At 66.2% G+C, this 15,691-nt stretch carries 18 protein-coding genes; 6 read left to right on the forward strand and 12 right to left on the reverse strand.

Translation table 11 applies throughout. From position 1 onward, the window contains the following. Positions 1–50: 50 nt before the first annotated feature. Positions 51–1,337, forward strand: a complete 1,287-nt coding sequence (locus HYG77_RS20970; protein ID WP_208960463.1) for a lactate 2-monooxygenase — start codon at positions 51–53, stop codon at positions 1,335–1,337. A gap of 3 nt (positions 1,338–1,340) precedes the next feature. On the opposite strand, the gene HYG77_RS20975 is transcribed toward HYG77_RS20970, so the two are convergent. Continuing rightward, complete coding sequence (locus HYG77_RS20975) at positions 1,341–1,628, reverse strand: LuxR C-terminal-related transcriptional regulator (protein WP_201453408.1); 288 nt, start codon at positions 1,626–1,628, stop codon at positions 1,341–1,343. Between the two features lie 126 nt (positions 1,629–1,754). After that, positions 1,755–2,819 (reverse strand): DUF1524 domain-containing protein, encoded by a 1,065-nt coding sequence (locus HYG77_RS20980; RefSeq protein ID WP_208960464.1) that lies wholly within the window; start codon positions 2,817–2,819, stop codon positions 1,755–1,757. Positions 2,820–2,956: 137 nt separating this feature from the next. Between HYG77_RS20980 and arfB the strand changes: the two genes are divergently transcribed. Together arfB and HYG77_RS20990 are read left to right on the forward strand one after the other, a co-directional pair. Then, the gene (gene arfB / locus HYG77_RS20985; RefSeq protein WP_109335347.1) at positions 2,957–3,418 is read left to right on the forward strand and encodes an alternative ribosome rescue aminoacyl-tRNA hydrolase ArfB; all 462 of its coding nucleotides are present in this window, start codon (positions 2,957–2,959) and stop codon (positions 3,416–3,418) included. 20 nt (positions 3,419–3,438) lie between these two features. Beyond that, entirely contained in the window at positions 3,439–3,969 is a 531-nt protein-coding gene (locus tag HYG77_RS20990; protein WP_244372985.1) for a sigma factor-like helix-turn-helix DNA-binding protein, read from the forward strand. 7 nt (positions 3,970–3,976) lie between these two features. On the opposite strand, the gene HYG77_RS20995 is transcribed toward HYG77_RS20990, so the two are convergent. From HYG77_RS20995 to HYG77_RS21025, 7 genes are all read right to left on the reverse strand, one after another. Next, positions 3,977–4,324: a VOC family protein gene (locus HYG77_RS20995; RefSeq protein WP_109335346.1), complete on the reverse strand. Its 348-nt coding sequence runs from the start codon at positions 4,322–4,324 to the stop codon at positions 3,977–3,979. A 40-nt stretch (positions 4,325–4,364) separates the two neighbouring features. Continuing rightward, the gene (locus HYG77_RS21000; RefSeq protein WP_208960465.1) at positions 4,365–4,928 is read right to left on the reverse strand and encodes an SRPBCC family protein; all 564 of its coding nucleotides are present in this window, start codon (positions 4,926–4,928) and stop codon (positions 4,365–4,367) included. Next, positions 4,925–5,242, reverse strand: a complete 318-nt coding sequence (locus HYG77_RS21005; RefSeq protein WP_208960466.1) for a metalloregulator ArsR/SmtB family transcription factor — start codon at positions 5,240–5,242, stop codon at positions 4,925–4,927. Before HYG77_RS21005 ends, HYG77_RS21000 begins: the two co-directional genes overlap by 4 nt. Positions 5,243–5,327: 85 nt before the next feature. After that, a complete protein-coding gene (ligD, locus tag HYG77_RS21010; protein WP_109333225.1) occupies positions 5,328–6,299 on the reverse strand; it encodes a non-homologous end-joining DNA ligase in 972 nt (323 codons plus the stop codon). Positions 6,300–6,345: 46 nt separating this feature from the next. Then, positions 6,346–6,741: a DUF1801 domain-containing protein gene (locus HYG77_RS21015; RefSeq protein WP_208960467.1), complete on the reverse strand. Its 396-nt coding sequence runs from the start codon at positions 6,739–6,741 to the stop codon at positions 6,346–6,348. 59 nt (positions 6,742–6,800) lie between these two features. Then, positions 6,801–8,225 (reverse strand): amidohydrolase family protein, encoded by a 1,425-nt coding sequence (locus HYG77_RS21020; RefSeq protein ID WP_208960468.1) that lies wholly within the window; start codon positions 8,223–8,225, stop codon positions 6,801–6,803. Beyond that, the gene (locus tag HYG77_RS21025; RefSeq protein ID WP_244372987.1) at positions 8,222–9,472 is read right to left on the reverse strand and encodes a CoA transferase; all 1,251 of its coding nucleotides are present in this window, start codon (positions 9,470–9,472) and stop codon (positions 8,222–8,224) included. Before HYG77_RS21025 ends, HYG77_RS21020 begins: the two co-directional genes overlap by 4 nt. Positions 9,473–9,541: 69 nt before the next feature. Between HYG77_RS21025 and HYG77_RS21030 the strand changes: the two genes are divergently transcribed. After that, positions 9,542–10,606, forward strand: coding sequence for an enoyl-CoA hydratase/isomerase family protein (locus HYG77_RS21030; protein ID WP_208960469.1), 1,065 nt, complete (start codon positions 9,542–9,544; stop codon positions 10,604–10,606). Between the two features lie 16 nt (positions 10,607–10,622). Here HYG77_RS21030 and HYG77_RS21035 read toward each other — a convergent pair whose 3' ends face one another. Together HYG77_RS21035 and HYG77_RS21040 are read right to left on the reverse strand one after the other, a co-directional pair. Next, positions 10,623–11,480: an ABC transporter permease gene (locus tag HYG77_RS21035; RefSeq protein ID WP_109333217.1), complete on the reverse strand. Its 858-nt coding sequence runs from the start codon at positions 11,478–11,480 to the stop codon at positions 10,623–10,625. After that, the gene (locus tag HYG77_RS21040) at positions 11,477–12,463 is read right to left on the reverse strand and encodes an ATP-binding cassette domain-containing protein (RefSeq protein ID WP_208960470.1); all 987 of its coding nucleotides are present in this window, start codon (positions 12,461–12,463) and stop codon (positions 11,477–11,479) included. Before HYG77_RS21040 ends, HYG77_RS21035 begins: the two co-directional genes overlap by 4 nt. Before the next feature lie 376 nt (positions 12,464–12,839). Here HYG77_RS21040 and HYG77_RS21045 point away from each other — a divergent pair, with 376 nt between their 5' ends. Together HYG77_RS21045 and HYG77_RS21050 are read left to right on the forward strand one after the other, a co-directional pair. Continuing rightward, positions 12,840–13,517 (forward strand): SUMF1/EgtB/PvdO family nonheme iron enzyme, encoded by a 678-nt coding sequence (locus tag HYG77_RS21045; RefSeq protein WP_244372989.1) that lies wholly within the window; start codon positions 12,840–12,842, stop codon positions 13,515–13,517. 165 nt (positions 13,518–13,682) lie between these two features. Then, the gene (locus HYG77_RS21050; protein ID WP_208960471.1) at positions 13,683–14,843 is read left to right on the forward strand and encodes a glycerate kinase; all 1,161 of its coding nucleotides are present in this window, start codon (positions 13,683–13,685) and stop codon (positions 14,841–14,843) included. A 25-nt stretch (positions 14,844–14,868) separates the two neighbouring features. On the opposite strand, the gene HYG77_RS21055 is transcribed toward HYG77_RS21050, so the two are convergent. Further along, positions 14,869–15,648 (reverse strand): enoyl-CoA hydratase-related protein, encoded by a 780-nt coding sequence (locus HYG77_RS21055; protein ID WP_109333209.1) that lies wholly within the window; start codon positions 15,646–15,648, stop codon positions 14,869–14,871. Positions 15,649–15,691: the final 43 nt, after the last annotated feature.

Genomic DNA, 15,691 nt, shown 5'->3' on the forward strand with positions numbered 1-15,691 from the left:
TACGCGTCCGATCGACTCTGCGCCTTCGTGCTCTGTGCAAGACTCGGCGCATGGCTGTGAGCGAGAACCAGGACAACCCGGGCCGGGCCCGCCAGAACGTGATCTACCGTGACGGTGTTCTGGGACGCACACCCACTGTCCCGACGGACTTCGCGACGCTCGAACGCCGCGCCCGCAGGAAGATGAGTCCCAAGGCCTGGGCGTACGTTCACGGCGGCGCCGGGCTGGGCCGGACCATGCAGGCCAACCGTGAGGCGTTCGACTCATGGCAGATCGTTCCGCGCGTGCTGCGTGACGTCTCCCGCCGCGACATCGGCGTCGAATTGTTCGGACGACGGCTACCCGCACCTGTCCTGCTGGCACCGGTGGGCGCCGCGGAACTGGCGCACCCCGAGGGTGACGGCGCGATCGCGGCGGCGGCCGCCGAACTGGGTGTCCCGTACATCTTCTCGAACCAGGGCTGCGCGCCCATGGAAGACAGCGCCGCGGTGATGGGTGATGCGCCCCGCTGGTTCCAGCTGTACTGGAGCACCGACGACGAGCTGGTCGACAGCCTTCTGCACCGTGCCGAGAAGATCGGGGCGGATGCTGTGGTGGTCACCCTCGACACGACGATGCTCGGCTGGCGGCCGGAGGACCTCAACCTCGGTTCGCTTCCGTTCGCGCAGGGCCAGGGCATCGCGCAGTACACCTCGGACCCGGTATTCCGCCGCATCGTGCGCGATCGAATCGCGGCGGCAGTGGCCAAGCCCGATGTCGAGGTGACACTCGGCGCGATCCGATCCCTCGTGTCGATGACCCGGCGATTCCCGGGCCGGTTCCTCGACAATCTCCGGTCACCGGAGCCCCGCGCGGCCGTCGAGACCTTCCTCGACATCTACTCTCGGCCCTCGTTGAGCTGGAGCGACATCGAGACGCTGCGCGAGCGGACCAGCCTTCCCGTCCTCCTCAAGGGTGTGCTTCATCCCGACGACGCCCGGCGCGCTCTCGACACGGGTGTCGACGGCATCGTGGTGTCCAATCACGGTGGGCGGCAGGTGGACGGCAGCGTCTCGGCACTCGACGCTCTCGCAGACATCGCGCCTGTTGTGGACGGCAGGATGACGGTGCTCCTCGACAGCGGTATCCGTACGGGGGCCGACGTCTTCAAGTCGTTGGCTCTGGGGGCGGACGCGGTCACTCTGGGCCGGCCACACCTCTATGGTCTGGCACTCGCTGGCCGCGAAGGCGTCCGCGACGCCACCGCGAATGTGATCGCCGAATTCGACCTCACGATGGGGCTGAGCGGCCTCACCTCGGTCGGTGAGATCAATCGGGACGCCCTGCGGAGGGCGTAGGCCTCAGAGTTCGGCGATGGTGATGATGTCGTCCTGAAGCGCCCGGACCAGCAACGCCGTCTTGGTGGTCGCGTCACGCCCCACCAGCGCGTACTTCTCGCGGATGCGGCTCAGGTGGGTGTTGACCGTGCCGAGAGCGATGTGCAGGTCACCGGCGACGGCGAGCTTGGAATCGCTGCGCAACCAGTGTCGCAGGACTTCCACCTCACGTGCTGACAGAGCAGGCCTGGTCAGCGCGGCGGGGGCCGTCGGGGGAGAGGGGGTGCCGACTTCGTCGGGTGCAGCGGTCATGCCGATCTCATCTTTCTGACATGTACAACAGATCTACAGGTACCCGACGTCCCTGCAGGCCACTTCACGATAACGGGTGCTCTGGACGCGTGCCTCGTCAGGCTCGGGTCGCAGGCGTATTTCGGGTCAGTTCTCGCAGCCGACGCCGTCCCCGTCACGATCGAGGTGTGACGCATAGCCGGGGTCACCCGCGCGCACCGGCGCAGCGCCCGCGGCCCGGGCCGCCGAGCAGTTCTTGTAATACACCGCGCTGGGGGGTGCGGGTTCGGCGAAGGGGACGGGCGCTGGAGCCGGCACAGGGGCAGGGGCTGGGGCTGGCACAGGCGCTGGAGTCGGCGCGACCACGGGAGAGGTGCCGCCGCAATCCTGGAGGACCCGCGCTATCGCGTCGCGCTCCGCCTGGGTGACCCACAGCCCGTAGGCAGCTTTGACTTCCACCTGGTCGGCCACGTACGTGCAGCGGAAACCTCGGTTCGGCGGCAGCCACGTCGCGGCGTCACCATCGGACTTCTGCTGGTTGGTGGGGCCGTCGACCGCCTTGAGGTTCCGGGGATCGTTCGCGAAGTCGCGACGCGTCGCGGTGTCGAGCTGCTGGGCGCCCTTCTGCCACGCGTCGGACAGCGCGACGACGTGGTCGATCTGCACGGCGCTCGAGGTGGTCTCGCCGCGCACGAAGAAGAGGGTGTTCCCGGTGTACGGGTCGTGCAAGGTCCCGCTCTGCACCGCACAGTCGCGGGATCCGGGTTTGAACACGATGTTCCGAAGGTCGCGCCGGAGGATGTCGTTGCGTGTGTCGCAACCGTTGTGGCCGCCCTCCACCGTCACGTCGTCTGTCCACGACTGTCCGAAGAGTTCGCGGTCGTAACCGGTTTTCGGGGCGCGGCCCTTGATCGCCAGGGTATCGAGCAGGCGAAGCGCATCGCTCGCTCGAGTCCCGTCGACCATCCGGGGTTCGACGGCGGACAGATCAGGATCCGACGGCAGCACCGCATGTGGGGAGGCCGGTGCCGGTGCAGTCGTGGTCGGCGACCCTACCGAAGTTTCGGAGGCGGATACTGCCGCGGCGCCAGCCGAGTGGTCGTCCTCGGTGGGGCTGAGGAAAGTGATTGCGGCAATCACCGCGACGATCGCGCCGGTGATCCAAGGCCACTTCCGCCGGGTGGCGGATACGGGTGGCGGAACGTGAGTCATGCGGTCCTTCGGAGATATTGGAAGTCCGCGGGATATCGTTGCTCGGGGCTTCTCTGTTACGCCGGCATGCCGCTTCCGACACTCGTGCGCGGGTTCTGGGATGTATGCGTTGTCGTCCCCTCGGGCACACTGTGATCATGAGCGACGGGCCCCGGGCACTTCCAGGGAGTGACGTCACCGACGACCTCGAGATCACTCGATCGCTGATCGTTCCTGCCGCAGAGTTGCAGTGGCGGTTCTCTCGCTCGGGCGGTCCCGGTGGGCAGGGCGTCAATACGACGGATTCGCGGGTGGAGCTGTCGATCGACGTGCGCGCGTTGTCGATTCTCACGGCGGGACAGTATGAGCGGTTGCAGGTCGGTCTGGGACACCGACTCGTCGACGGGGTGGTGACGGTGACAGCTTCCGATACCCGGTCTCAGTTGCGAAACCGCCGAGCGGCACGGGCTCGGATGTCGGCCCTGTTGCGGGCGGCGCTCTTGTCCGAACCCCGTCGGCGACGCCCGACAACCGCGACCAAGGGCTCCCATCGGCGCAGGCTCGAGGCGAAGAAGCAACGCGGACACGTGAAGAACCTGCGACGCAAGCCCGAATTATAGGGACTTCTACGCATCTCGAGATGGGGACAATCCCTGATGTGTCCTCGTCGGACGTGTCGGAGGATGGACGTATGTTCGGTGACGATGTGCGTTCCGCGGCAACTGCCGCTAGATCAGGGGATCGTGCCGGCGTCGAACGGTTGACCACGCTGCTGTGGCCGTACGTGGTGCGGTACTGCCGTGCCAGGTTGGGGAACGGTCGTGAGGCATCGCGTCGGGTCGGCGAGGTGGCGCAGGAGGCGTTGCTCGTCGTCGCCCGCGACGTATCTTCGCTTGCTTCTCACGAGTTTCCGGTGCGCGAGGTGTATCGACGGATGGCCGGAACGGTGAACCGTGCCCGCGCCGACGCCGAATTCGGCATTGTCGACGCACCTCGGGAGGTATCGCTGCTCCTGCAGCGCCTACACCCCGTTGCTCGGGAAATCATGCTGCTGAGAGTGATCGACGGACTGTCCGTTCACGACACGGCGGGGGTCGTCGGCGTCCCGGTGGGCCGGGTACTCGTCGTTCAACACGAGGCTCTCCGGGATCTGCGCGGGGCGACTGTGTGAGTGAGCGTTACCGACTTCGGAGAACACAGAATTCGTTGCCCTCCGGATCGGCGAGCACGACCCAACTCTCCTGTCCCTGACCGACGTCGGCGTGTCTGGCGCCCAGGGCGAGGAGTCGCTCGACCTCGGCCTGTTGATCGTCGGGCCGAAAGTCGAGATGCAGCCTGTTCTGTATCTGCTTGGGTTCCGGAACGGCGACGAACAGGATTTCCGGATGACTCTCCGGTGTCGGCCGGATGTGCACATCCCCTTCGATGTCGGTAACCAGCCCCCAGCCCAGGGCGGCCGCCCACCACTGTCCGAGAGCGGCCGGATTCACCGCGTTGACGACAACAGATTCCCATTGCAGTCTCATGGTTTCGACCGTACTGGCGCAGTCGAACACTGTCAGCGGTTCACTCGAGTGTCGGGTCGATCGGCTCGACTCCGAGCAGCGCGGAGTACTGCTCGTTGAGTTCGCGCCAGCCGTAGTTCATCGCGTCACCGCCGACAATGGGCCCGATCGGGCTGCCACCCAAGAGTGCTTCGGCCACGTCGAAGCACATGTGCCAGCCGGCGGCCGTCATCGCAGTGGTGCGTTTGTCGTCGAGCGTGTGGCGCAGTGTCAGTCGCGTTCCCGACTCGGTTTCGTCGATCTGCCAGTGCAGGACGTCGTCGCCCCATGCGTGTTCGAGAATGTGCGGGGCGTCCGCGCGCGTGACGTTGCCGTCGAGTTCGGTTCGCTCTTCCCCGTCGACCATGACGAGCGTGGCGGGGCCGAGTGTTCCGAGGTTGCGGCTCGCCGTGTACGGCGCCCATTGCGGCAGTTCCGCCGGATCGGTCAGTGCTGTCCACAGCGCTGACGGGGAGTGTGGGAACTCGCGAACGAACGTCAGCGTCCACCGGTCGCCCTCCGGTGTGGTCTCGACTCGACCGAGTGGTCCGGGGCGGTACGCGCTCGGGCGATTGGTCTCTGTCATGTCCTGTTCTCCTTCGAATCGAGGTGATGTCCGAGTGCGTCGAGGTGGCGATCCCAGAGTTGGCGGTACGGCCGGAGCCACGCCTCGAGTTCGTCGAACGGGTCACGGTGCAAGCTGTAGATACGGTGCTGCGCCGCCGTGCGGCACGTGACGAACCCCGCCTGGCGCAGTACCCGTAGATGCTTCGACACCGTGGGCTGCGAGAGGTCGAGGACGTCGACCAACTCTCCGACGCTCGCCTGGCCGCCGCGCAACTGTTCCAGAATCCGGCGGCGCTGCGGCTCGGCTACCACGGTAAACACATCGGGCGCCATGGTTGGAGTATGCGCCTTCGGGTATATACGCGTCAAGGCATATGAGCTCGCGATCATCGCGCCGGATGGGTGGTGGCGTCGGTGATCAGTCCTCGGCGCCACCGGGATCGGGTTGGCCGGCGGCTTCGTCCCGCTCCGCCCATTCCAACAGGGGGGCCAGGGAAAACACCGCATCGTCGATTCCGGCGTGCAGGTCACCGAGTTTCTCGAAACGGGCGGGAACCGTGGCGATCGTGAATTCCCGCGGGTCGACATCGTCGATCTCGTCCCAGGACACCGGCGTCGAAACCGTTGCCTCGGCCACACCCCGCACCGAATACGCACTGGCGATGGTGTGGTCGCGGGCGTTCTGGTTGTAGTCCACGAAAACCTTCTCGGGGTCGCGGTCCTTACGCCACCACGTCGTGGTCACATCTTTCGGCGCCCTCCGCTCGACTTCACGGGCGAAGGCCAGCGCCGCACGGCGTACGTCGTCGAATCCGTAGTCGGGCTGAATGCGCACGTAGACATGGACGCCGGATCCGCCGGAGGTTTTCGGCCAGCCCGTCGCCCCCAGTTCGTCGAGCACCTCGTGCACGACACCGGCGACGCGCTGCACCCTGTCGAAACCGCAGTCGGGCATGGGATCGAGATCGATCCGCCACTCGTCGGGTTTCTCCACGTCCGCCCGGCGGGAGTTCCACGGGTGGAACTCCACTGCGGACATCTGCACCGACCAGATCACGTCGGCCAGATGCGTCACGCACAACTCGTCGGCGTGACGCCCATAACGGGGGAAGGTCACCCGCACAGTCTGGACCCAATCCGGTGCTCCGCGCGGCAACCGTTTCTGATGAACTTTCTCCCCGCTCAGTCCGTCCGGGAAGCGATGGGTCATACAGGGCCGCTCCCGGAGCGCGCGCACGATGCCGTCACCGACGCTCAGGTAATAGTTCGCGAGATCGAGTTTCGTCGCCCCCGTGGCCGGAAAATACACGCGTTCCGGATGAGAAATCCGCACGGTGCGATCACCGACCGCCAGCTCGACAGCGGGAGACTTGCTCTTGCCGGTCGCCATGCAGCCAACCTAACCCCCGGAAGGCACCACTCGCGCACTTTCCGAGCTACATCTCCTTCTTCAACTTCCGCCACCCGCCCGCACGGTTATTGGCGATGATCTGCTGAAACATCGCCAGCAGCGGCGGTGCATCGATCTTCTCGCCTTCCCGGAAGGCCACCGTGCGCGCGGTCTTGTTGTCGTGGCCGGCGGTGATGATTCCGTCCGGATCGGGGACGATACCGCCGTCGTACAGAAACACGTTGACATGATCTTTCGCCGCCAGCAGTGCGCACACATTGCCCTGCAGCACGAAGTACGGCTGGACCGTGCGCTTGATGGTTTCGGTGACCTCCGGATCCGCCTCGTGTACGAGCTCCCGGACTTCCCTGCAGATCGTCTGCTGCCACTCCGGCAAGGCATCGATGTAGGCGTCGACACGCGGATCGGGTGTGTACGTCATCGAAAACACGATAGCGCCGAAATGCCCGGTCGGCGGCGAATCCGGATCGACTCCTCGGCTCAATGGGAATTGTCCACGGACGCAGCGTAAGTGACGATTCCGTCCAGCACGGTGCTCCGAACGACCTCGGAGCCGAGTATCCGCAACGCTTCGTCGAGCGGAACGTGCAACAGCACCACGTCGGCGGGTCCTCCCACGGTGACTCCGAGGGGTCGGCCACCCGGGTCCCCGGCGGGTGCGAGGTAGCGGTCCAGGGCTTCGGCAGCGGTGATGCGCTCGTCGATGCCCACGATGTCGCCGGTGGGTGCGCGGCGGTCGACGGCTGTTGCGATCACCTGCCACGGATCGAGCGGCCCGTAGGGGGCATCACTCGACAGCGCGAGGGGGACGCCGGCGTCGATCAGCGAGCGACAGCGGTAGAGATCCGGGAGGTCCCGCGGGTCGACGTCGCGCAGGTAGTCGTCGCCGCGGTGGGCGAGGAAACCCGGCTGCGTCACCACCCGCAATCCCCGTCGGCGAACGTCGTCGAGGCTCTCGCGGGGGATGAGTGCGCCGTGTTCGATACGGTCACCCGGAACTGTGCCGACCTCGTCGAACACGCTGAGAAGAATGAGCAGCGCTTCCCGGCTCACGCAGTGGACGGCGACGGCGCGGCCGAGCGCGTGAACGTCGCGGATGAGGTCGGCCAACTCCGTGAGGTCCGGAAAACCCGAATCTGCCAGCACGATCTTGTACGGGCCCACGCTGACGCGTCCCGCCACGGTGTCCGGGTCGCCTCGAAGCGGCGCGCCGAGCAGATGCACCCGCTGGGGAAGTTCGCGAGAGCGGACGGCAGAACCGATGGCCTGCTGCGACTCGGCGGAAAGGTCGGGGGTGGCGTCGGTGACGGTCGTGATCCCGAAACGGGCCAGCGCCGCACCGATGGTTGCCAACCGGGGCGGTTGTGAGCGTGGCAGACGTTCACGCAGCCAGGTGTCGGCGCGCCAGACCCGCCCGGTCGGGGCCCCGGCGTGGTCGAGCTCGACTCCTGGGTGGTGGGTCTCTGCGAGGCGCGCGGCCGCCATAGCGGCGCCGTTGAGCACCCACATCGCCCCGCTCCGATGTTGAATGCGCACCGGCCGTTGCCCGTGCAGGGTGTCGAGAACAGATGAATCCAGCTCGCCGGCAACAGTTTCGATGTATCCGACACCGCGCACCCACCCGTTGTCGTCGGCCTGGGCACGTTCGAGTGCGCGAGCGAGATCCCCGCGGTCGCGAACATGGGGAGGTCCGCACCGAACCGAGACGGCGTCGGCGGCCATGGCGTGCAGGTGCAGGTGATGGTCGGTGAGTCCGGGCAGCACAGCCCCACCGTCGGCGTCGATCACCTCGGCGCCTGCCGGGGTGATTCCGCGCCCGATCTCGGTGACCGTTCCGCCGGAGATACGTATGTCGACACCGGACACGCCGCCCAGTTCCGCGTTGCGGATGAGGAGGTCGGTCATGGCACCGGAATTCCGAGGCTGCGGAGAGTTTCGACGGTGTTCTCTCCGACATCCGCGACCCGCCCTCGCGGTGTCCGGCGGTGCGGATGCGCGACATCGGCCACACCCGAGTCCGTCACGAGGACCCAATGACCGCTTCGCCGTTCGGACTGCACCTCGGGCTCGCCGGTCAACGTGGCCGCCACGACCGCGGACATCGAGATGTCCCACAGGTACCCCGATCCGTCGGCGGGAGCCGACATCGCCAGTGCTGCGGCGGTGAGACCGGTGAGGGGGTCGGCGATCGCGTCACCGACGAACAACGGGGAACCGTCCGTATCGTGCGAGACCAGGCCGGCGGACGCGGCGAGGTCGTCACCGAAGCCGATCCGATCCGACCCGCGCCCGGCGGCGGTGATCGACACCCACGTGGTTCCCCGCGCCACCGATTCGTCGGCATCGAGGCCGAAGCGCCGGAGCGCGCGCGGCCGGGATGCCTCGATGACGATGTCGGCCGTCTCGACCAACAGAGCCAACGACCGCCTACCCTCGGCGGTATCCGGGTCGAGAACCACCGCCTCGTGGCCGCCGTGCAGCAGGGCGTAGAAGTCGGCGTTGCCACGGCGGGCGCCGTCCGCGCGGGTCGGTGTCTCGACCTTGACGACGCGGGCGCCGGCCAACCCGAGTAGATGAGCACACAGCGGTCCCGCCCACAGGGCGCTGAAATCCACGACCAGCAATCCCTGCACCGAGCGAGGTGCCAGCGGCACGAGAGGACCAGGGATCGTTTCCGTGGACCGGAGCGAACCCGCCGCGATGCCCAGCAGTTCCGCCCGCTCGTCCAACTCCGATCCGGTGTGGGTCTTCAGCCACTCGGCAACGGCGGGCCAGGGATCGGACTCGTCGACGGCGCGGCTGATCAGCGCCCCCAACAGGCTGGGATCATCGGGTCGCGCACACGACACCGCCGCCCACCCGTCCGACGTGGGCAGGAGGCGACAACTGCCGCCGACCGAGATGTCCCCACGCCGGCTGTGCCCGGTGAAGGCGGCCCGTTCGGACAGGAGTCGCGGACCGTCGACAAGCACGGGATCCGAACTGAGTTCCGTGACCTCGGCGATCCACGAGGCCCTTTCCCGCGCCACGGTCGCGGCTCGCCCCGGCGGCACGATCGGGGAACCGCCGTGGCGGCCGGTGAGTGCGACGACGCCACTGTCGGCCCAGTCCCGCACCGGGTCCGAGGGATCCGTCGTCGAGGGGGAGGGCACGGCGTCGATGCTACGCGGTGGACGAAACCCGGCTGCACGCAACCGATATGGAGCTGGCAGGCTGTATCCATGGGTAACGACGTCCGAACGATCACGCTCGAGCAGTTGGCCGACGGTGCTGCGGACCGCCCGCTGCTGTCCGAGGGCGCCGAGATCGACAGCCCGATGCTCACGGTGAACCTCGACGGCGCCGCCGATCCGGTCACCTGCGTGCGCGCCGCGGACAGGGCACGCGTCAGTGACCGGATACTTGTGGGACTGCACCACGGTGGCCGTGAGTTGTCACCGGATGTGCAGAAGGTGGCGTCCGCCCTCGACACGACGCTCGTCGCCGAGTCGGCGCCGGGCAACCGCGTCGCGGTGTCCGTGCCGGACCCGGATGTGGCAGTCGGAGAATTGCACCGCAAGGTCGCCGAAAACCCGCACTCGACGCTGGTACTGGCCCAGGTGCTGAAGCTTTCCGAGCACCTGACGGCGCCTGCCGCGATCGACGTCGAATCGCTGGCGTATTCCACTCTGCTCGGGGGCCCGGAGTTTCGTCGATGGCTCGAGCAGCGAGGGCCGCGCCCGTTGCCGCCACCCTCGCCGCAGGAACCGGTGCTGGTCCGGCGGGAGGACGACGAGCTTCTGGTCACTTTGAATCGGCCCGAACGCCGCAACGCTTACGGCGCCGAGGTCCGTCACGGTCTGGTCGAGGCGCTGCGGCTCGCACTCGTGGACACCACCATCACGAAAATCGTTCTCGACGGCTCCGGACCTTCCTTCTCCGCGGGGGGTGACCTCGACGAATTCGGCACGACACCCGACCTGGCCACCGCCCATCTGATCCGCACCCGGGCGGGCGCCGGCCGGCTCGTCGCGCAGCTCGCGGACCGGATCGAGGTCCGCGTGCACGGTAGCTGCGTGGGAGCAGGAATCGAAGTTCCCGCGTTCGCAGACCGAATCGTCGCCCGCCCGGACTCCCTTTTCCGGCTTCCCGAGGTGGCGATGGGGCTGATCCCCGGTGCCGGCGGCACCGTCAGCGTGCCGCGGCGGATCGGACGCTGGCGTGCCTTCTGGCTGTGCGTGACCGGCGTTGCCCTCGACGCGCAGACTGCGATGGTGTGGGGGCTGGTGGACGAGGTGTCGGGCTAGCTGCCGTCCGTATCGGTCAGTCGCGGGTCCGGTTCAGAAAGGCTCGCACCGCGAGGGGCGCGAAGATCGCGATCAGCAGCAGTGACCAGCCGATCGTGACCGGAACCGCGTGATGGAGCGGCCACGCCGCGCCGGCGGGTGCTGCGGGAGCGTTGCCCCACAGCTGGCGCATGGCCTGCACGAGCGCGGAGATCGGGTTCCATTCCGCGATGGTCCGCAGCCAGGTCGGCATCTGTTCGGTGGGTGCGAAGGTGTTGGCCAGGAACGTGATGGGGAACATCGAGGTGAACATGAACCCCTGGACCGCCTCGACCGAGCGCATCAACGATCCGACGAGAATGCCGAACCAGATCATCGCGAAGCCGAACAGCAACAGCAGCGCGAACGCGAGTACCGCCTCACCGAAGCCGTTGTGAATGCGCCAGCCGATGAGGAGGCCGGTCAGCGACATGACGACGACGCCGATGCTGGAGTGGATGATGCTGGACACGCTCCGGCCGATGAGGATCGACGACCGCGAGATCGGTAGTGACCGGAAGCGATCGACGATGCCCTTGTCGAGGTCCGAGTTCAACCCCACGGCGACCACGAAGCAGGAGAACACCATGGTCTGAGCCATGATGCCGGGAAGCAACCATTCGCGGTAATTCGCGCCCGACGTCATGATCGACCCACCGAAAACGTAGGCGAACAGCAGAACGAACATCACCGGCTGGATGGTGACATCCAGCAGCATCTCCGGCATCCGCTTGATGTGGGTGAGGTTCCGCCGCACCACGATCCACGATTGACGTGCCAGTCCCGCAGGCTTGATGTCGGGGCGAGTCAGCCGGGTACCGATCGCGGTGGGGTTCAGTGTGGATGTGGTGGTCATCTGGCTGTCTCCAGGTCATCTGAGGTACGTGCGGTTTCGGCCGTCTCGGCGCGGTGACCGGTCAGGCTCAGGAAGACATCGTCGAGGCTCGGACGTTTGAGACCGATGTCATCGAGAAGGATGGTGCTGTCGTCGAAAAGATTCGCGATACGCGTCATGTCGCGTAGACCGTCGGTCGGCGCCGACAGTTGCCGGGCCGACCTGTCGACCCGCACGTCCGAGACGTGCTGGCGGAGCATGCGCTCGGCCTCGTCGAGATCGGCCACGTGCGATACCGTCAGAACGAGACTGGCCTTGCCGGATTGGTCCTTCAGTTGCACCGGGGTGCCGGAGGCGATGACCTTGCCCTTGTCGATGACGACGATCTTGTCGGCAAGTTGGTCGGCTTCCTCGAGATACTGCGTCGTCAGCAGCAGTGTCGTTCCGTCCTCGACCAGTTCCCGGAGTACATCCCACAATTCGATCCGACTGGCCGGGTCGAGTCCGGTTGTGGGTTCGTCGAGGAACAGCACCGGTGGTGTGGCAACGAGACTCACGGCGAGGTCGAGACGCCTGCGCATTCCACCCGAATAGGTTCGAGCGATCCGGTCACCGGCGGAGGTGAGGGAGAACCGTTCGAGGAGTTCGTCGCTGGCACGGCGAGCTGCCTTGCCCGACAGCCCGTAGAGCTCGCCGATCATCCGGATGTTCTCACGTCCGGTCAGCAGTTCGTCGATGGTCGCGGCCTGGCCGGTCAGTCCCATGCTCAGCCGCACCGCCCCGGGGTCGGTGACGACGTCGTGACCGGCCACCCGTGCAGTTCCACTGGTGGGGACACTCAGGGTGGTCATCATCCGCACTGTCGTGGTCTTGCCCGCGCCGTTGGGGCCGAGCAATCCGAGAACGGATCCCTGCGGAACCGTGAAGCTCACCCCATCGACCGCCACGTTGTCGCCGAATCGCTTGACCAGCTCTATTGCCTCGATCGCCGCTTCGGATGTCATGAAGATCTCCCTGCCTGAAGTGACGGCGAACCGTCACAGTGGTGTGCGCCTGAATGTGTGTGCCGCAGCGCAGTGGCGCACGGTGAAGCCCGCACACTTCGATGCTTGTTACGAATCACGTCGTCCCCCGTCGATCGCAGACCAACTTACAGGTTGCCCGGACGATGTCGCTTGTATATTTCGGACGGCTGAACACCTGATGATCATGATCGGACGCTATTACCTCGAGTTCACTCGAGGTCAAGGGGACGGCGGCCTTTCTGTACCGGTGACGGACAGGTCGGCTGAGTGAAAGCCTTGACCGCGTGATGCCCGCTGGGTCTAATGCCTTGAAGAATGTTGCACGGTAATCCAGCTGATCGCGAAGGGTCGTTCCATGTCGAATCCGAGGGTCGGCCTCGCTGTCGCGATGGCCCGAATCCCTGTCGGCGAAGTTGCGTTGAGAGACGACCGGAAAGCGTCGGCGTGGACGGTGGAACTCGAGAGCTTCCTCCTCGCGCGCAGCCCCGTCACCGCTTCGCTGTATTCCCGCATCATGAACGATTCCGCGAAGTCTTCCTCCAATGGCGCCGCGCCGGTGGTCGATGTCTCGTGGCACGACGCCGTCGAATTCTGCAATGTGCTGTCGCGGGAATCGGGGCTGACGGAGTACTACTCGGTGACCGACGGCGGCCGGCATGTTTCGTGCACTCGCGAGTCCGACGGATACCGTCTTCCCACCGAAGCGGAGTGGCAGTACGCCTGCAAAGCAGGAACATCCGGATACCGATACGGCGAACTCGACGACATCGCCTGGTACAGCGGCAATTCCGGCGGACACGTCCATGGGGTGGGCGGAAAAGCGCCCAACGCGTGGGGCCTCCATGACATGTTGGGGAACGTGTGGGAGTGGTGCTGGGATGTGTACGACGCCGAGGTGTACGGCTCGTACCGAACCTTCCGCGGCGGGAGCTGGGCCGAGGAAGCCCGAGGATGTGGGGCGACGTGCCGTCGTCGCAGTCACCCGTCGTTCTCCATCGACGATCTCGGATTTCGAGTGGCACGGTCGCTCTGACCTGCGCGGAACGAGCGTCATCGGATCTCCTTTCATTCGGTTGGCATCAGGCTAGAAGCCATTCAGGACAGCTGCTGTCCTCGATACCTCGAGCCTCGTCCGGCCGGATGAAATCTGGTTCCTCTGCCCCTGCGAAGGGCCCGATAGTGACCTAGGCTCCGTCGCATGCTTCGTCGTCACCCCACGGTCGTCATCGCGCCCGACTCCTTCAAGGGGAGTCTGACGGCTGCCGAGGTCGCCGCAGCGATGGCCGAAGGTGTGCGAAGTGCGCTCGGTCCGGACACGGTCATCATCGAGTGCCCCCTTGCCGACGGCGGCGAGGGCACCCTGGATGCACTACTCGCCAACTGGCACGCCGTTCCAAGATTTCTCGATACGACCGACGCGGTGGGGCGGGCACGGACGGCTCGATACGGAATTTCGAATGACGGAGTGGTCGGCATCATCGAAGCCGCCGAAGCGAACGGTCTTCCGCAGGTGTCCGATATCCCCCTGCAGCCCATGCGCGCAGACAGCTACGGCGTCGGTGTCATCGCGCATACTCTGCTGGACCAGGGCGTCGGCGAAATCGTGCTGTGCATCGGCGGATCGGCGAGCACGGACGGCGGGACGGGGTTTCTCCGAGCACTCGGGATGCGGTTCCTCGATTCCGACGGTCGTGAGGTGGAACCCGGTGGAGCCGGCCTTGCGAGTATCGCGTCTGTCGATGATTCCCAGCTTCATCCGCGCGCCCGTCACGTCCGGTGGCGCGTCGCCACAGACGTCGACAACCCATTGTGTGGATCATCCGGCGCGGCAGCGGTGTTCGGTCCGCAGAAGGGGGCGACACCACAGAACGTGATCGACCTCGACGCCGGGCTTGAGCACCTTGCGCGGATCATTAGAGCTGCGACCGGTATCGACATCGCCCAGCATCCAGGAGCGGGCGCTGCCGGTGGAATGCCGGCCTGCCTGGTGCCACTTCTGGGAGCCGAACTCACACCCGGAGCCCGTTTGGTCTCGGACGTCGTCGGACTGCGCGACATCTGCGCTCATGCAGACGTGGTTCTGACGGGCGAGGGTTCGTTCGACTCGCAGTCGCTGCGAGGGAAGGTCGTCCGCGGCGTCCTCGACGTCACCCCACCGAGTTGCCCGGTCGTCGTGATCGCGGGAACGGTTCAGCTGTCGGCTGCCGAAATTGCTTCTTCTGGAGTCGTTTCGGCGTTCTCCATCGCCAAGGGTCCTTCGAGCCTCACGGACATGGTCGCGAACAGCGCCCACCTCGTTCGCGAAGTTTCGGCGCAGATCGGTGGTCTTCTCGGTGCCGCTCTGGGCGCTCGTGAGTGACTGCCGATGCGTTCGGTGACTTCTGTTACTCGCCGACGAAGGCGGGTGCGCGCTTCTCACGGAAGGCCGCGACGGCCTCTGCGGAGTCCTGGGTCGACTGCACGACGGCTTGCTCGGCGGCCACCATCGACAGCGACGTTCTGAAGTCGACGTTCTCGCCATTCCGCACAAGACGCTTGATGGCGCGGATCGCGACCGGGGGACCGTCGGCAAGGCGTCGGCACAAATCCTGGGCGGCTTCAGGCAGTTCCTCCGGGGAGTGTACTGACAGGACGATGCCCAGGTCGAGGGCTTCTTGGGCTTCGACGAAGCGTCCGGTCCACAGCAGTTCGAGAGCGCGTGCCTGACCGACGATGCGGGGCAGCAGGTGGGCACCGCCGTCACCGGGGATCAGCCCGACCCGTACATACGCCTCCGAGAAGCGCGCCCGAGTCGAGGCGAGACGGATGTCGCAGGCCAGGGCCATGTCCATGCCTGCGCCGACCGCGACACCGTCGACGGCGGCGATCAGTGGTTTGTCGAGGTCGAGGGCAGCCGCGGCTACGCGGTGAACGCGGTCCTGCAGTACTTGCTGACGGCCGAGTGTGGAGGTGATCTCCGAGAAGTCGTCGAGATCCACGCCGGCGCAGAACGATCCTCCGGCACCCGTGACGAGCACGACGCGCACGTCCGGGTCGGTGCGTGCCGACCGCAGCGCCTCGGCCCAGGCGTCCAGCATGTCGAAGGTGAAGGCGTTCTTACGGTGTGGGCGATTGAGCAGGATGGTGCCGACGCCGCCGGTGACGGTGTATTCCAGGTCAGCCATGTTGTATTCCTTGTCAGAGTCGAGCGTCGACGCGCAGGGTGTC

It is taken from the genome of Rhodococcus sp. ZPP (assembly GCF_017656075.1).
Lineage (GTDB): Bacteria > Actinomycetota > Actinomycetes > Mycobacteriales > Mycobacteriaceae > Rhodococcus_F > Rhodococcus_F oxybenzonivorans.

Bases quoted from the DNA above. Each gene is read 5' to 3' on its own strand.
- HYG77_RS20970 (WP_208960463.1), top strand. From the start codon at position 51: ATGGCTGTGAGCGAGAACCAGGACAACCCGGGCCGGGCCCGCCAGAAC.
- HYG77_RS20975 (WP_201453408.1), bottom strand. From the start codon at position 1,628: ATGACCGCTGCACCCGACGAAGTCGGCACCCCCTCTCCCCCGACGGCC.
- HYG77_RS20980 (WP_208960464.1), bottom strand. From the start codon at position 2,819: ATGACTCACGTTCCGCCACCCGTATCCGCCACCCGGCGGAAGTGGCCT.
- arfB (WP_109335347.1), top strand. From the start codon at position 2,957: ATGAGCGACGGGCCCCGGGCACTTCCAGGGAGTGACGTCACCGACGAC.
- HYG77_RS20990 (WP_244372985.1), top strand. From the start codon at position 3,439: ATGGGGACAATCCCTGATGTGTCCTCGTCGGACGTGTCGGAGGATGGA.
- HYG77_RS20995 (WP_109335346.1), bottom strand. From the start codon at position 4,324: ATGAGACTGCAATGGGAATCTGTTGTCGTCAACGCGGTGAATCCGGCC.
- HYG77_RS21000 (WP_208960465.1), bottom strand. From the start codon at position 4,928: ATGACAGAGACCAATCGCCCGAGCGCGTACCGCCCCGGACCACTCGGT.
- HYG77_RS21005 (WP_208960466.1), bottom strand. From the start codon at position 5,242: ATGGCGCCCGATGTGTTTACCGTGGTAGCCGAGCCGCAGCGCCGCCGG.
- ligD (WP_109333225.1), bottom strand. From the start codon at position 6,299: ATGGCGACCGGCAAGAGCAAGTCTCCCGCTGTCGAGCTGGCGGTCGGT.
- HYG77_RS21015 (WP_208960467.1), bottom strand. From the start codon at position 6,741: ATGACGTACACACCCGATCCGCGTGTCGACGCCTACATCGATGCCTTG.
- HYG77_RS21020 (WP_208960468.1), bottom strand. From the start codon at position 8,225: ATGACCGACCTCCTCATCCGCAACGCGGAACTGGGCGGCGTGTCCGGT.
- HYG77_RS21030 (WP_208960469.1), top strand. From the start codon at position 9,542: ATGGGTAACGACGTCCGAACGATCACGCTCGAGCAGTTGGCCGACGGT.
- HYG77_RS21035 (WP_109333217.1), bottom strand. From the start codon at position 11,480: ATGACCACCACATCCACACTGAACCCCACCGCGATCGGTACCCGGCTG.
- HYG77_RS21040 (WP_208960470.1), bottom strand. From the start codon at position 12,463: ATGACATCCGAAGCGGCGATCGAGGCAATAGAGCTGGTCAAGCGATTC.
- HYG77_RS21045 (WP_244372989.1), top strand. From the start codon at position 12,840: ATGTCGAATCCGAGGGTCGGCCTCGCTGTCGCGATGGCCCGAATCCCT.
- HYG77_RS21050 (WP_208960471.1), top strand. From the start codon at position 13,683: ATGCTTCGTCGTCACCCCACGGTCGTCATCGCGCCCGACTCCTTCAAG.
- HYG77_RS21055 (WP_109333209.1), bottom strand. From the start codon at position 15,648: ATGGCTGACCTGGAATACACCGTCACCGGCGGCGTCGGCACCATCCTG.